The sequence below is a fragment of the Microcoleus sp. B4-C1 genome, assembly GCF_036705285.1.
Lineage (GTDB): Bacteria > Cyanobacteriota > Cyanobacteriia > Cyanobacteriales > Microcoleaceae > Microcoleus.
In genome coordinates this window covers 1-15,990 of the sequence record NZ_JAUBUC010000047.1, presented here as the reverse complement: position 1 = coordinate 15,990, position 15,990 = coordinate 1, and the positions used below count along the sequence as shown (strand labels likewise).

General features: G+C 47.6%; 7 protein-coding genes and 1 pseudogene. 6 read left to right on the top strand and 2 right to left on the bottom strand.

Annotation, left to right across the window (positions count from 1 at the left end; all coding sequences use genetic code 11):
* Positions 1-103 precede the first annotated feature (103 nt).
* Complete coding sequence (gene ilvD / locus QUB26_RS18810; RefSeq protein ID WP_333244689.1) at positions 104-1,789, top strand: dihydroxy-acid dehydratase; 1,686 nt, start codon at positions 104-106, stop codon at positions 1,787-1,789.
* A 116-nt stretch (positions 1,790-1,905) separates the two neighbouring features.
* Here ilvD and QUB26_RS18805 read toward each other — a convergent pair whose 3' ends face one another.
* Together QUB26_RS18805 and QUB26_RS18800 are read right to left on the bottom strand one after the other, a co-directional pair.
* Positions 1,906-2,436: a hypothetical protein gene (locus QUB26_RS18805; protein ID WP_333244691.1), complete on the bottom strand. Its 531-nt coding sequence runs from the start codon at positions 2,434-2,436 to the stop codon at positions 1,906-1,908.
* Positions 2,437-3,224: 788 nt separating this feature from the next.
* Positions 3,225-3,405, bottom strand: a pseudogene (locus QUB26_RS18800) (IS701 family transposase); the annotation flags it as partial.
* Positions 3,406-3,431: 26 nt separating this feature from the next.
* On the opposite strand from QUB26_RS18800, the gene QUB26_RS32030 reads away from it, so the two are divergent.
* The 5 genes from QUB26_RS32030 (at position 3,432) to QUB26_RS18780 (ending at position 15,634) form a co-directional block, all read left to right on the top strand.
* On the top strand, positions 3,432-3,830 hold the full coding sequence (locus QUB26_RS32030) for a helix-turn-helix domain-containing protein (protein WP_445299620.1): 399 nt from the start codon (positions 3,432-3,434) through the stop codon (positions 3,828-3,830).
* A complete protein-coding gene (locus tag QUB26_RS18795) occupies positions 3,716-4,378 on the top strand; it encodes an IS630 family transposase (protein ID WP_333319199.1) in 663 nt (220 codons plus the stop codon). Before QUB26_RS32030 ends, QUB26_RS18795 begins: the two co-directional genes overlap by 115 nt.
* A 346-nt stretch (positions 4,379-4,724) precedes the next feature.
* Positions 4,725-13,364 (top strand): PAS domain S-box protein, encoded by an 8,640-nt coding sequence (locus QUB26_RS18790; RefSeq protein WP_333319197.1) that lies wholly within the window; start codon positions 4,725-4,727, stop codon positions 13,362-13,364.
* Positions 13,365-13,367: 3 nt separating this feature from the next.
* Positions 13,368-14,444: a response regulator gene (locus QUB26_RS18785; protein ID WP_333319195.1), complete on the top strand. Its 1,077-nt coding sequence runs from the start codon at positions 13,368-13,370 to the stop codon at positions 14,442-14,444.
* Positions 14,445-14,500: 56 nt separating this feature from the next.
* Positions 14,501-15,634, top strand: coding sequence for a hybrid sensor histidine kinase/response regulator (locus tag QUB26_RS18780; protein WP_333244703.1), 1,134 nt, complete (start codon positions 14,501-14,503; stop codon positions 15,632-15,634).
* The last annotated feature ends 356 nt before the right edge of the window (positions 15,635-15,990 follow it).

The window sequence follows — 15,990 nt, the reverse complement described above, 5'->3', positions numbered from 1 at the left end:
AGCGTAAAACTCTCGGCACTGGGCAGTCAACAGCCAGCGGCAAAGAAAAACAGACAACAGACAACAGAACAACCGACAACTAACTGACAAAGGAAATTTTAAAATGCCTGAAAATTTGAGAAGCCAAGCTGTGACTGGAGGCGTGCAGCGCGCGCCCAACCGAGCAATGCTGCGGGCAGTCGGTTTTGGTGACGACGATTTCACTAAGCCGATTGTGGGGATTGCCAACGGGTACAGCACGATTACGCCCTGCAATATGGGATTGAACGACCTCGCTTTGCGGGCTATTGCGGGTGCAAGGGAAGCGGGCGCTATGCCGCAGATGTTCGGTACGATTACTATCAGCGACGGAATCTCGATGGGAACAGAAGGGATGAAATATTCTCTGGTGTCGAGAGATGTGATTGCGGATTCCATCGAAACAGTTTGCAACGGCCAAAGTATGGACGGGGTGCTGGCTGTCGGCGGTTGCGATAAAAATATGCCGGGGGCGATGATTGCGATCGCCCGCATGAACATTCCTGCTATTTTTGTTTACGGCGGCACGATCAAACCAGGACACCACAACGGACGCGATTTAACCGTTGTCAGCGCTTTTGAAGCAGTCGGCCAATTCAGCGCGGGCAAAATTGACGAAACAGAACTCAATGCAGTCGAACAAAAAGCTTGTCCGGGTGCGGGTTCCTGTGGCGGAATGTTCACAGCAAATACCATGTCGAGCGCTTTTGAAGTGATGGGCATGAGTTTGCCTTATTCTTCGACAATGGCTGCTGAGGATGCCGAAAAAGCTGACAGCGCTGCCGAATCTGCAAAAGTGCTGGTGGAAGCTGTCCGCAAACAGTTGTTACCGAGCCAAATTTTGACACGCAAGGCCTTTGAAAATGCGATCGCGGTCATCATGGCAGTCGGCGGTTCAACCAACGCTGTGCTGCATTTATTGGCCATTTCCAATGCGATCGGCGTTGAACTGTCCCTCGACGATTTTGAAACTATTCGAGCAAAAGTACCAGTGCTGTGCGACCTCAAACCCAGCGGCAAATACGTAGCAACCGATTTGCACACAGCCGGCGGCATTCCTCAAGTAATGAAAATGCTGCTAGAACAGGGTTTGCTGCACGGCGACGCCCTGACAATTACCGGTCAAACTGTTGCCGAAGTGTTAGCAGATATTCCAGCCGAACCCCGCACCGACCAAGATGTCATCCGCCCTTGGAACAACCCGCTTTACGCCCAAGGACATTTAGCAATTCTCAGGGGAAATCTGGCAACAGAAGGAGCCGTTGCTAAAATTACTGGCGTTAAAAAACCGCAAATTACCGGCCCGGCGCGGGTATTTGAATCTGAAGAAAATTGTTTGGATGCAATTTTAGCAGGCAAAATTCAAGCCGGAGATGTGATTATCATCCGCTACGAAGGGCCCAAAGGCGGGCCGGGAATGCGCGAAATGTTAGCACCAACTTCGGCAATTATTGGCGCAGGTTTAGGCGATTCTGTCGGGTTAATTACTGACGGCCGCTTCTCGGGCGGAACTTACGGCATGGTTGTCGGTCACGTTGCACCAGAAGCACAAGTAGGAGGCACAATTGCTCTGGTAAAAGAGGGCGATTCGATTACAATTGATGCTAACAATCGCTTGTTGCAGCTCAATGTTTCTGATGCAGAATTGGAGCAGCGGCGCGCTCTTTGGCAGCCTCCTAAACCTCGCTATACTAGGGGCGTTTTGGCTAAATACGCTAAGTTGGTTTCTTCTAGCAGTATCGGTGCTGTGACTGATTTGGGATTGGGTTAAAGTAGGAATTTTTGAAACCGCAGATGAAGGCAGATAAACGCAGAGGAACGCAGATAAAATCCTATCTGCGTTCATCTGTGTCCATCCGCTGATATCTGCGGTTTCAAAATCCCAAATTAACGGCGCTGATTCAAAAAGCGGCTAGCCATCGACATGGCGTCAGTAATATCTACGTCGCCGTCTCCATCTGTATCTAAAAACGTATTCAAAACGGGATTTCCACCCTGGGCTGGATTTTGGGCGTTGCCGCCGGTTTGTAGCAAATTCAGTATGAGCGGCACCAAAACAGGTATCATCGCCTGCACTGTGGCGTTATTCAAACCAGTTCTTTGGGCTATATCGGTCACTATCTGCGTGAGTTGGCCGGCTCCGAACAAACTCTGTACTGCTTGGGGATTGGGATTTGTACCGCTAAATTGGTTGACAAGTTGTTGAGCTTGTGCGTCTCCTGACTGCGATCGCACGTTTTGCAATGCCGATCGCACGTATCCGCCCAAAACCGACATCGCCAACTGAGCCGTACCCGCATCGACGCCCTGGTTTCCCCTCAACTGCTCTACCGCACCGAGAATGTTGCCCAACTGATTGGGACTTGCTTGTTGGTTGGGATTGTCGATCGCGCTCAAAATTTGGTCAAATAGTCCCATAATTTTCGCTCCGTACAGTTGTTTTTCAACTTTAAATTATAGCAACTCCTGTTTTTCAAGATTACCGAAAATAGTTTTGATTTGGGTCTTATAGCAATCATAAATGATTTGTGTAATTCTTGTAGGGTTCTCCCCACGCCCGGTTGCCCCGATGCAGGCTGGGGTAGGCAAAGAAAGGCACTACCCCCTACATATTTTTACAACTGATGCGAGGATTGCTATATAACTCATCTATTGGCGTAGCGACAGCCCTTCAAGAAGCAATCTCATACCATTTTAGATTTTAGATTTTAGATTTTAGATTTGGAATGAATTATGGCCTCAGAGTTGGGAGCACGGGCCTGCACTTGCCTTCTTTTTTGAAACTCGTTTCTCCTCTAACTTCTACTCCATGAATTACGGCGTAGGCGAGATATAGCAACCCTAAATCATTCGCGTAATTATTGTAGGGGCAATCCCACGCCCGGTTGCCCCGATAGATAGGGGGTAGGCAAAGAAAGGCACTACCTACAAATTTACATGAATCATTTAGGATTGCTATATAACTCCGCTTCAAACATTTGTGCCGCTAATTCATCTTTTTTAAGATGTTGCCACTTCCATTTAATTGGGTTCATTTGGGAACAATCTTCTGGCAATAAGAAGATATATGACCCCTGCTTCTCCCACTTTGACCCTAACTGTTGGACTTGCCTTAATCGGTGTATTAAGCCATTGTTTTGTACGATTATGCTGAGCGTCCAAAAGGTTTAACCTAGCCTCTCTCCAGCGTTCTAATTTTCAAGTAATTCGCTTAGGAAATGCAAGAGTGTTTGTTCATGGCTTAATCCCACTCCACGAGATATGGCTGGTAGTGTTTTACGCTTAATATCAGAAAAGCCCCACATGAAAGTAATTAAACGCATCACAACTTCTCACTTGGGGGAATAGCGATCTGTATACAGCACTTTGCTTAACGATTAGGTACAATAGTAGAGGTGGTAAGAAAAAGAAAAATGAAACCCTACTCCCTAGATATGCGTCAAAAGATCATTAACACTTACGAAGCAGGTAACACCTCTATTCGGAAAGTAGCAGAAAGATTTCAAGTCAGTAAAAGTACCGTACAGGCACTACTAAAGCGAAAAAAAGAGACAGGAAGACTACTTCCTAGTCAGGCAAAGGGTGGTAAACCGAGCCAACTCTTTGGTCACGAACAACAGATTGAAGAGATGGTAGCCCAGTATCCAGATTACACACTTGCAGAATATTGTGAGTATTGGCACGAAAAAACAGGAGTATGGTTGAGCGAGAGTGCCATGTGCCGATTCTTACAAAAGCAGCAACTCACTTTGAAAAAAAAACACTACGGAGTAGTCAAGCCCATAAAGAAATTAATCAAAAGAAGCGAGTAGAATATTGGGAAAAAATCCGAGATGTCGAACCAGAAAATCTGATATTTTTGGACGAAATGGGCGTATTGCTGGGGATAATGAGACTTAGAGCTAGAAGTAAAAAGGGAGAAGGAAGCTACGATATCAAGCCATTTTATAGAGGAAGTAGGGTAACAGTGGTGGGAGCAATAAGCAATAAGAAAGTCATCGCCATGAAGACAATAGAAAAATCGATAAACGGAGAGGAGTTCAAGAAATTTGTGCAAGAACAACTGGTTCCAAAATTATGGCAAGGAGCGGTATTAGTCATGGATAATTTGAAGGCGCACAAAGTAGAGGGGGTAGAAGAAATGATTGAAGCAGTGGGAGCAAGAATAGTGTATTTATCACCTTACTCACCAGAGTTTAACCCGATCGAACATTTATGGTGGGAATTAAAGGCATGGCTCAGGAGATTTGTACCTCGAAGTATACAGATAGTAGAAAAACTATTGGAATTGGGAGTGAAATTATGTTCAAGTAAGCAAATCGAAAATTATTTTGCTCACTGCTGTTACTGTACCTCTTAGTCACGCAAAGTGCTGTACTGTAGAATTCCCAGTAATCGTCAAGAGTCAACAAATTTGATCGTTACGGCGCCTTCTCCGAGATTTCACTTAATCCAGTAAAGGGTTGAGGGCAATTCCTGTTTTTATCATCTCATGAAAAGGATGCAAAAGCGTTAGCTTAGAGTGGCAGAAATTCCCTAAGTCATTTCCGGCAAAAGCGAACTGTAAGTAAATATAATATTTAGAGAATGTCGTGCAGCTACGTAACTCTTCTCGTTACTATGGCTGACCCCCGGCTACGCTATCAGCTCATGTGTTTAAGGCGAAATGGTTAAAAAAATAATCAGCAAAAAAACCCTATAAACTCATGTTCATTCGTACTACTGCTCTCACTCCCATAGAACTCAGGACTGCGATCGTGCGAGAGCCCTTGGTGGTTTCGCCCGATACGACGGTGATGGATGCGATCGCCCAAATGAGTGGCGTGCGATCGCTCTGCAACACCCCTAGAACGGCGGATGGTCAACTCGACGACCTCCACAAGGAGGCGCGATCGAGTTGCGTGTTGGTAGTCGAAAACGAGCAATTGGTTGGCGTACTGACCGAGCGAGACGTGGTGCGGCTGAGTGCCCAGCAGCGTTCCTTGGAGAATTTGGCGCTCCGGGAGGTGATGGCACACCCCGTCGTCACCCTCCGCGAGTCCGCCTTCACCGATTTATTTTTTGCGATTAATCTGCTCCAACAGCACCACATTCGCCATTTGCCCATCGTGGACGAGCTCGATCGCCTAGTGGGCCTAGTCACTCACGAAAGTCTGCGCCAAATATCTCGACCGATCGACCTGCTGCGGTTGCGTATGGTAGCAGAAGTGATGACCCGCGAAGTGATTTGTGCTGCGCCAGATTGTTCCCTACTGGCGATCGCTCAACTTATGGCAGAGCATCGCGTCAGTTCCGTGATGATTGTGCACCCAGGCGGAATCTCTACTGAACCGCTACAAATTCCTGTGGGGATTCTCACCGAGCGGGATATTGTGCAATTTCAGACATTGGGCTTGAACCTGGAAACCTGTCGGGCTGAAGCGGTAATGAGTACGCCGATTTTTGCCGTTAGACCCGACGATTCACTCTGGACTGTGCAGGAGCTCATGGAGCAGCGATCGATCCGTCGGTTGGCGGTGACAGGGGAACAAGGGGAGTTACTGGGTATTGTCACCCAGACCAGTTTGCTGCAAGCCCTCAACCCGCTGGAGCTATACAAGCTGGTCCAGAAGTGGGAAGAGAAGGTGGTGCGGCTAGAGGCGGAAAAGGTAGCGCTGCTAGCAAATCGCAACCTTGAGCTCGAGCAGCAGGTGGAAGCTCGGACAGCCGCTCTCAACACCAAGGTACAACGAGAGAAATTAGTCGCAGACTTGGCTACCCAAATTCGCTCGTCCCTAAGCCTGCAAACGATTTTGGATACGACTGTGCAGCAGGTGCGGCAAGTGCTCGGCTGCGATCGCGTCAATATTTGGCGGTTTGAAGCCGATCGGGAAATCATTGTCGTGGCGGAATCCACCGACTCGTCCCTGTCTCTGTTGGGCCAACGGGTCAATGAGACCTGCTATAAGCAAGACAATCCTGAGATTTATCGTCAGGGATATGTTCGCGTCGTACCAGATATCTCCACAGCCAACATATCAGACTGTCATCGGCAGATGCTGATCCGCCTCCAGACAAAAGCCAAAATTTTGGTGCCGCTACTGTGTGGCGATGAGTTATGGGGCTTGCTCAATGCCAGCGAAAGCCAGCACGCCCGCGACTGGCAACCGGAAGAAGTTGAACTGATACAAGCCTTATCAGTGCATCTGGCGATCGCCATTGGGCAAGCCACGATCCACCAAAAATTGCAGAATGAACTGGTAAAGCGACAGCGGATCGAAGCCACCCTGATCGAGAGCGAACAACGCTACGCCTCCCTTGCCGCCGCCGCTCCGGTGGGGATTTTTCGCACCGATGCCGAGGGGCTATGTACCTATGTCAACGATCGCTACTTTCAGATCAGCGGACTCACAACAGGAGCCACTATCGGACAGGGATGGCAACAAGGAGTGCACCCCGACGATCGCGATTGGGTCATTGCCCAATGGGAGCAATTCATTCAAGGTAACGACTCTTTTGAACTCGAATATCGCTTTCAACGTCCCGACGGTGAAGTAACGTGGGTTTATGGGCAGTGCGTCGCCGAACTCGATGCCAATGGACATCGGATCGGCTATATAGGCACCATTACCGACATTAGCGATCGCAAACGAACTGAAGTCCGCCTGCAAGAAAGCGAAGAACGCTACGCCAGCCTAGTGGAAGCCGTACCAGTGGGGATTTTCCGCGCCGATGCTAGGGGTAAGTGCATCTATGTTAACGATCGCTGGTTTCAGATCAGCGGACTCACCCCAAAAACCGCTTTCGGGGAAGGATGGCAACAAGGGCTACACCCCGACGATCGCGATCGGGTCATCGCCGAATGGGAGCAATTCATTCAAGGAAATCGCTCTTTCCAACTCGAATACCGCTTTCAACGTCCCGACGGTGCTGTGGCTTGGGTATATGGGCAGTCCGTTCCCGAACTGGATGCAGACGGGCAAGTAGTCGGCTATGTAGGAACTACTACAGACATTAGCGATCGCAAACTTGCCGAAACCGCCCTGATCCAGAGCGAAGCCCACAGCCGAGCCATATTAGCAGCAGTTCCCGACTTCATGTTTCGCATCGGTGCCGATGGTATTTATCGGGGGAGCGTGACAGCCAATCGTCAGCTCGACTTTCTCGGTACAGGTTTCGATACCCCTGGTGTGGCGATGGTGGATATGATCTCAGGAGAAATTGCGACCCGACATCTACACCACCTAGAACAAGCCTTACGGACAGGAGAACTGCAAGTTTATGAACAGCAGGTGTACATTGGCCCACGCCTGAAATATGAAGAGGTCAGAGTTGTCAAGAGTGGCGAAGATGAAGCCTTGTTTATGATTCGAGACGTTACGGCTCGCAAACAGGCTGAGCGACAACTGTACCAACTAAACCAACAGCTAGAAGCAAAAGTTGAAGAACGCACCCAAGAGCTTTGGCAAGTCAACAGCCTGCAACGCGCCATCCTCGATTGTGCTGATTACTCCATCATCTCCGTAGACCCAACTGGCATCATCCAGACCTTTAATGTCGCAGCCGAAAGGATGCTGGGTTACAGCGCAGCAGAAGTGGTCGGCAAAGCTACGCCCGCACTCATCCACGATGCAAATGAGGTAATTGACCGGGCATCATCACTCTCTGCTGAACTAGGGCAAAATATTCCTCCCGGCTTTGAGCTTTTTGTTGCCAAAGTACGCCAAGGTATTGTCAGCGAAGAAGAGTGGAGCTATATCCGTAAAGATGGTTCTCGATTTCCTGTGTCGCTATCCATCAGCACCCTCAAGGATGTCAATCAACAAATTATCGGCTTTTTAGGCATCGCCAAAGATATTAGCGATCGCAAACGTGCAGAAGCAGAACTACAGACAGTATCGGATCGCCTCGCTTTGGCGCTCAAATCAGGGGCGATCGGTTGTTGGGACTTCGATCTTGTACAAAACACCGTCTTTTGGGATGAGCGGATGTACGAACTGTACGGTGTCACAAAACAATCTCATTCCCCTCTGCCTTACGACATTTGGGCAAACCGGCTACATCCCGAAGACCGCACCGCCACCGAAACATTGCTCCAACAAGCCCTCTTAGGACAAGCAGAATTTGATACCGAGTTTCGAGTGTTGCATCCCGATGGTAGCCTCCACTTTATTAAAGCCTATGGTGTCGTCGTGCCAGATGCCCAAGGCAATCCCCAGAGCATGATTGGGGTCAACTTTGATATTAGCAGAGGCAAACAGGCTGAACTCCAACGACAGCAGTTAATTCAAGAATTATCAGCCTTTAAACAGGCCTTGGATCAGTCTGCCATTGTGGTCATCACCGATCGCCAAGGGGTGATCTCCTACGTCAACGATCCCTTCTGTGCGATCTCTGGCTACTCCCGCGATGAACTCATGGGCAAAACCCATCGCCTAGTCAACTCTGGCTATCATCCCCCTGCATTTTTCCAAGATTTGTGGCAGACCATTACTAGCGGTCATGTTTGGCGCGGTGAAATTTGCAACCAGGCAAAAAACGGTAGCCTGTACTGGGTTGCTAGCACCATTGTCCCCTTTTTGGACGAAGGCGGGCGACCTTTTCAGTATCTAGCCATTCGCTTCGACATTACCGATCGCAAGTTTGCCGAAGCAACGCTTCGGCAGGAAAATACTTTCCGTCAACAAATTGTAGAAAACATGACTGAAGGGCTGTGCGTTTTCTATGAAGTTGAGGAGTTTCCATTTGTCCGCTTCACAGTCTGGAATCAGCAAATGCAAACGATTACGGGTTACACCTTAGAAGAAATTAACCGTCTGGGGTGGTATCACAGCTTGTACCTGAATAATCAAGAATCTCAAAAACAGACGATTGCCGACCTGAAAAAGATACGACAAGGGGGCAACTTGATCGCCGTGGAAAGGGAAATCCGGCGCCCAGATGGACAGTGCCGCACTATCTCCTTTTCCACTTCTATCCTATTGATGGATGATGAACATCTCTATGTGCTTGGCCTGATCCAAGACATTACCGATCGCCAACAGACAGAGCTAGAAAATCGCCTTTTGAAAGAACGCCTCGAATTTCTTCTGGCATCGAGCCCCGCCATGATCTATAGCTGTAAGCCCTATGGCGATTATGGAGCAACCTTCATGAGCAAAAATATCGAAGCCATTTTGGGCTACAAACCAGAAGATTTTTTATCGGAATCTGGCTTCTGGGCTAACCATATTCACCCAGAAGATGCCCCTAGAGTTTTTGCACATTTATCGGCTCTCTTTGAACACAACACTCATCAGCATGAATATCGATTTTTGCATCGCGATGGTCACTACGTTTGGCTACGGGATGAAATGCGTCTGCTGCGAGATGAAGAAGGCACGCCAATCGAGATTGTTGGCTATTTTGCAGATATTAGCGATGTCAAACAAACCGAAGAAACCCTAAAACGACAACTGGCAGCAATTGAGGCGGCGATCGACGGCATTGCAATTATGCAAGGAGACACCTACCTTTATTTGAATCAAGCCCATCTAGAACTGTTTGGCTACGAACATCCTCAAGAACTGGTGGGCAAAACCTGGAAACTTTTGTATTCCCAACACGAGTTAGAACGGTTTGAGCGGGAAGTCTTGCCGGTGCTGGGGCGCGATCGCGCTTGGGAGGGAGAGGCGATCGCCACCCGCAAAGATGGCTCTACCTTTGCCGAAGGGCTATCCCTCACCCTCACAGAGGATGGATTATTGATTTGTGTATGCCGCGATATCAGCGATCGCAAACAAATCGAAGCCCAATTAGCAGAGAGTGAAGCTAAATTCCGGCGCCTGGTAGAAGGGGCTAATGATTTGATCTGGTCATGTGAACCCGATGGGATGCTCACTTATTTGTCACCGCAATTCAAGACCATGTTTGGCTGGGACGAGAGTGAATGGATGGGTAAGTCGTTTATATCCCTGGTGCATCCAGACGATCGCCCTTTGGTGGTTACTGATTATCGGGAGAATGTCAAACTTGGTAAAAAGTCAAGTGATTATGAGTTCCGACATCGCCACCGAGATGGCAATTATGTCTGGGTGAGAAGCAGCGCCCGACCTGTTATCAATGCTGAAGGGGAATTGATTAGCATCCAGGGAATTATATCGGATATCCGCGATCGCAAACAAGCTGAACTCGCCAGGGAAAGCAGTGAAATCCGCTTCCGCCGTGTGTTTGAGTCCAGTGTGAGCGGCATGATGTTTGCCGATTTTCATGGGAACATTATCGATGCCAACGATCGCTTCTTACAGATGATTGGCTACACTAGGGAGGAACTAAATGCTGGGATGATTCATTGGGATGCTATGACCCCGCCCGAATATCTCCCCGCTGATGTTGTAGCGATGGAGCGCCTGATGCAGGATGGCGCGATCGATTCCTTGGAAAAGGAATACTACCGTAAGGATGGCAGCCGGATTTCTGTGCTGATCGGAGCCGCACTTCTTCCAGGCTCAGAGGATCAAACTATTTGTGTATTAGTAGATATCAGCGATCGCAAACAGGCCCAGAAGGCTTTGCAGGAATCTCAGCAGTTTCTGCAAACGGTACTCGATACCATCCCGCTTTCGGTGTTTTGGAAGAATCGAGAGTCGGTTTTTTTAGGATGCAATCAGCAGTTTGCCAAAACTCTAGGCTTGCCATCTACGACCGAAAGTATAGGTAAAAGAGATTTAGATATTTGCCAGAAAGAAGTCGAGGCGAACGAGTATTGTGCGATGGATCGGCGGTTAATCGAAACGGGTGAAGCTATATTAGGGATCGAAGAAACGCTAACCCTACCCAATGGTAAACCAATATTTCTCGAAACCCACAAGGCTCCCCTGCGAGACTGCTCAGGTAATATTATTGGTCTGGTAGGCACGTTTCAGGATATCACCCATCGCAAAGAAGCCGAACTGAGATTGCAACAACAAGCAAAACAGGAACGTTTGCTGGGAGCGATTACTAAACGGATGCGATCGTCTCTGAATCTGGACGAGATTCTCAATAGCACTGTTGAGGAAATCCATCAGCTCTTGCAATCAGACAGAACGCTGGTTTATCGGGTTTTTCCTGAAGGGACGGGGGCTGCCATTGCTGAATCAGTTTCGCCAAATAGGCTTAAGCTTCTGGATATCCTCTTCCCAGAAGAGGTTTTCCCCGAAGAGAACTACGATCGCTATATCCAAGGAAAAGTTTATGCCCTCAACGATAGGGAAGATGAAAACGAGTCAATCTTACCCTGCTTGGTTGAATTCCTCGCAGAAATCCAAGTCAGAGCTAAACTCGTAGTTCCAATTATTCTGAATCAAACCCTCTGGGGGTTACTGATTGTTCATCAATGCGATCGTCCGCGCCAATGGCAAGACTGGGAAATCAATTTACTTAAACAAATTGCTAACCAATTAGCGATCGCCATTCAGCAATCTTACCTCTACGAACAGGTACAATCAGAACTGGCTATCCGCAAGGAAACACAAAAGGCGATCGCTTTACAACTGCAACGGCAGCGAACTTTGGGAGAAATCGCCCAGCAAATTCGCGAATCGTTGGATATTAACCAAATTTTGGCGACTGTGACACAGCAAGTCAAAGAAATCTTGCAAGGCGATCGAATCATCGTAATCCGGCTATTTGGCAATGGCAGAAGTCAAATAGTTGAAGAATCTGTGTTGACCGAGTTTCCCGCGCTCAAAAACCATCACTGGGACGAGCAACTGTGGTCTCAAGAAATCCTCAACCACTATTCCCAGGGCAAGCCCCGTATCGTCCCGGATATAATGACCGATATGGGGACTAATTGCTTGGTGGAATACGCAAGCGTTGGTGAAGTCAAGTCCAAAATGGTTGCACCTATCCTGCAAGAAGTCCGAAGCAGCCAAAGCCATAGAGGGGTTGCCCCTGGCCCAACCAACAAGCTCTGGGGGGTTTTAGTCGTCCATGCTTGCCGAGAAAAGCGAGTCTGGCAAGAATCTGAAGCACAACTCCTGCAACAAATTGCTAACCAGTTGGCGATCGCGGTTCAACAAGCTAGCCTATTTGAGCAGTTGCAGCAAGAACTCACCGAACGGCAACAAGCCCAGCAGCAACTCACCGAGCGCAACGAACAACTGGCAGTCTCTAACCAAGAACTGGCCCGTGCTACCCGCCTCAAAGACGAATTCCTTGCCAACATGAGCCACGAACTCCGCACCCCCCTCAACGCCATTCTGGGCATGAGCGAGGGGCTACAAGAGCAAGTCTTTGGCATCGTCAACGAACAACAAATCAAAGCTTTACAAACCATCGAGCGGAGTAGCTCTCACTTACTAGAGTTAATCAATGACATTTTGGATGTCGCCAAAATTGAATCGGGTCAAATGGAGCTCGATTGCACCCCAGTTTCAATCAATCATCTCTGTCAATCCAGTCTGGCATTTATCAAACAACAAGCCCTGCAAAAACGCATCCAGCTAGAGATTAAAGTGCCACTCAATCTGCCCGACTTATTGATTGATGAACGGCGGATGCGCCAAGTCTTGATCAACCTGCTCAACAACGCGGTAAAATTCACTCCTAACGGAGGACGCATCACCCTAGAAGTTAGCCGTCAACAGCGCCGGGCAGACCCAGATTCTGCCGATTCCTCACCCCATTTTTTGGTCAAAGAGAGTCTGCGAATTGCCGTCATCGATACAGGTATTGGTATTGCCCCAGAACATATCAACAAACTGTTTCAGCCCTTTATCCAAATCGATGGCGCCCTGAATCGTCAATATGCAGGCACTGGCTTGGGGCTTGCCCTGGTGAAACGCATTGTCGAACTCCACGGCGGGCAGGTGTTGCTCACCAGCACTGTGGGTGTAGGAAGTTGCTTCACGATCGAATTCGAGGGCAGGCACGGGGGCACTGCCCCTACTGGTGCGCCCTCATCTGTTGACCCGGAATCCCAGACAGAGCCCCGCATCGAACCCAGCGGGCCCCAACAGCAGGGAGGCTCTCCCTTAATCTTGCTGGCAGAAGACAACGAAGCCAATATCAGTACGGTTTCGAGCTACTTGAGAGCTAAAGGCTATCGCATTCTCTTGGCGAAGAATGGAGAGGAGGCGATCGCCCTGGCCAAGTCGGAAAACCCCAATCTAATTTTGATGGACATTCAAATGCCTGGTATGGATGGTCTAGAAGCTATGCAGCAGATTCGCCTCGATCCTAGGTTAGTCGATGTGCCGATCGTTGCCTTAACTGCCTTAGCCATGACTGCCGATCGCGATCGTTGTCTTGCCGCCGGAGCCAATGATTACCTCACCAAACCCGTTAAGCTGAAGCAATTGGCAAGCACTATTCAACACCTTTTAACTTCCCTGGTAAGATAATTCATGAATGTACCATCTGTTTTGATCGTTGACGACGAACCCGATAATTTTGATGTGATTGAAACTCTCTTGAACGAGCAGGATTATCAATTGCATTACGCTGCCACCGGGCAAGAAGCGATCGCATCCCTCGACATATTTGATCCGGATCTTATTTTGCTGGATGTGATGATGCCAGGAATAGATGGCATCGAAGTTTGTCGGAAAATCAAAGCCATGTCAAAATGGCAAGCCGTTCCCATCATTATGGTGACAGCATTAAACTCAAAATCCGACCTTGCCCATTGTCTCACTGCGGGCGCTGACGACTTCATTAGTAAACCTGTAAATGCTATTGAACTACGTGCCAGAGTTCACTGTATGCTGCGAATTAAGCACCAGTATGACGACCTGCAAAGCTTACTCAAATTGCGGGAAGATATGGTTAAAATGGTAGTCCACGATTTACGCAATCCCCTGGCTGGTATCTTGCTTGGCTTGGAACTCCTAAAAAGCTTAGAGTCTTCTAAAGAACAACAACAAATGCAACTGGAACGGATTTACTCGTCAGCACAAGCAATACAGGTATTAATTGATGATTTATTGCAAATTTATTTACTCGAATCCGGTAAAAAGCGTCTCAATTACACTGATATTTATCTGTGCGATATCATAGAATCTGCTATCTCAAACTTTGAAGGAATTGCTGCTCAAAAAAGTCAGTTTATAGTCGCTAATTTACCAGTACAAAACAGTAGAAAAGTCTCGGTTGATGCCACCATGATACATCGAATGCTGGATAATCTCCTCTCGAATGCCATTAAGTTTTCCCCACCCAATAGTCAAATCATAGTGACTGTAGAATTCCTCACATCGGGCAAGGCAAAAATCCAGGTTATTGACTCTGGACCAGGTGTTCCTGATACATTGCAACACAAAATTTTTGAGAAATACGAGATTGGAAATCTGATGTCGGATGTCTCTCAAATAGGCTTGGGTTTAGCTTTCTGCAAAATCGTCGTTGAGGCACATGGGGGCGAAATTTGTGTCAGAAACAACCAACCACAAGGAGCAATTTTTGAAATCACTTTGGCAGCATAGCTGACGAGTATCAGATGAAATTATAAAATTTTTACCTTATTGAAATGGTGGCAATTATGTCTCAATTTTCTATCTTAATTGTTGATGATGAGCCGGATAACTTTGATGTGATTGAAACCCTGTTATCAGAGCAGGATTATCAATTGCATTATGCTGCCAGCGGGGAAGAAGCGATCGCATCCCTCGACATATTTGATCCGGATCTTATTTTGCTGGATGTGATGATGCCGGGAATAGACGGCATCGAGATTTGTCGGAAAATCAAAGCCATGTCAAAATGGCAAGCCGTTCCCATCATTATGGTGACAGCATTAAATTCAAAATCAGACCTTGCCCATTGTCTCACTGTCGGTGCTGACGACTTCATCAGTAAACCTGTAAATGCTATTGAACTGCGTGCTCGCGTGCATTCAATGCTCAGAATCAAGGAACAGTATGATAATATCCAGAACTTATACCACATCCAAGAAAATACCATCAATGTCTTGGACAGCACCCTCAATGAGTTGCGTGGCAACTTAGCTTCTACTCTATCCCACGAACTGAATACGCCCCTCAATGGGATCTTAGGCACGATCGGGTTGCTCAAGGACGATATCGAAAACATGGATATCGCCCAAATCCGTGAGATATTAGGCTGGGCACATGACTCTGCCCGTCGCCTAGAAACATTAACGAAAAAATTCCTGATTTATTTAGGATTAGAACTATCCGCAAGTCAACAGCACAAAATGGAATCTGCCCGGACTCAATTTGTAGCTTCTGCCATTGAAGCCGAGTTGACATACCAGGCTCAGAAGGTCAACCGTAGCAACGATATGTTGTTCACTCTTGAGGAAGCGGAGATCGCTCTATCAGACCGATATCTATCAACTATTCTCCATGAATTAATTGATAATGCACTGAAATTCTCCTCACCAGAGACAACCATTAAAGTTAGTAGTCAAGTCCTAGGGGAGATGCTACATTTATCTGTACATGACTCCGGGCAGGGCATGAAAGAGGAGCAAATTGCTAAAATTGGTGCCTTCATGCAGTTTGAACGCAAGAGGTATGAGCAACAGGGCACCGGTATCGGCTTAAAAATTGTCCAGAAAATTGTCGAACTGGCAGGAGGAGAGTTCTCAATTACCAGTATCTATAAAAAGGAAACAACGGTACATCTCACTCTGCCAATTGTCCGCAATTAGCATGAGTTTTTCTATCAAGTCCGGTGGCATCGTTATGGAGATTGAGAAGGAATAAATTTGCTTTGCATGGAAATGGCAACACATCAAAAAAGATGAACTAGCAGGACAAATATTTGACTCGGAATTAGAGCTTGCTTCTGCGGTAATTCATGGGGTAGAAGGTAAAAAAAAAACCGTACACAACCATACACAACCTATTAAATTTAACTCGAATCACCCTACTTAATCTTTTGTTACATACTGGCGAATTGTGCCACCGACTTAGTAAGGAATGAGAATTACAGCGGATTCCAGGTTTATAAAGTACACCCCAGAAACCGGGTTTCTTCTGGATTTCTCGCCAGAAACCGGTTTTA

What these genes read in the sequence shown, in the direction of transcription:
- ilvD (WP_333244689.1), top strand. Translation starts at nt 104, where the DNA reads ATGCCTGAAAATTTGAGAAGCCAAGCTGTGACTGGAGGCGTGCAGCGC.
- QUB26_RS18805 (WP_333244691.1), bottom strand. Translation starts at nt 2,436, where the DNA reads ATGGGACTATTTGACCAAATTTTGAGCGCGATCGACAATCCCAACCAA.
- QUB26_RS32030 (WP_445299620.1), top strand. Translation starts at nt 3,432, where the DNA reads ATGAAACCCTACTCCCTAGATATGCGTCAAAAGATCATTAACACTTAC.
- QUB26_RS18795 (WP_333319199.1), top strand. Translation starts at nt 3,716, where the DNA reads ATGGTTGAGCGAGAGTGCCATGTGCCGATTCTTACAAAAGCAGCAACT.
- QUB26_RS18790 (WP_333319197.1), top strand. Translation starts at nt 4,725, where the DNA reads ATGTTCATTCGTACTACTGCTCTCACTCCCATAGAACTCAGGACTGCG.
- QUB26_RS18785 (WP_333319195.1), top strand. Translation starts at nt 13,368, where the DNA reads ATGAATGTACCATCTGTTTTGATCGTTGACGACGAACCCGATAATTTT.
- QUB26_RS18780 (WP_333244703.1), top strand. Translation starts at nt 14,501, where the DNA reads ATGTCTCAATTTTCTATCTTAATTGTTGATGATGAGCCGGATAACTTT.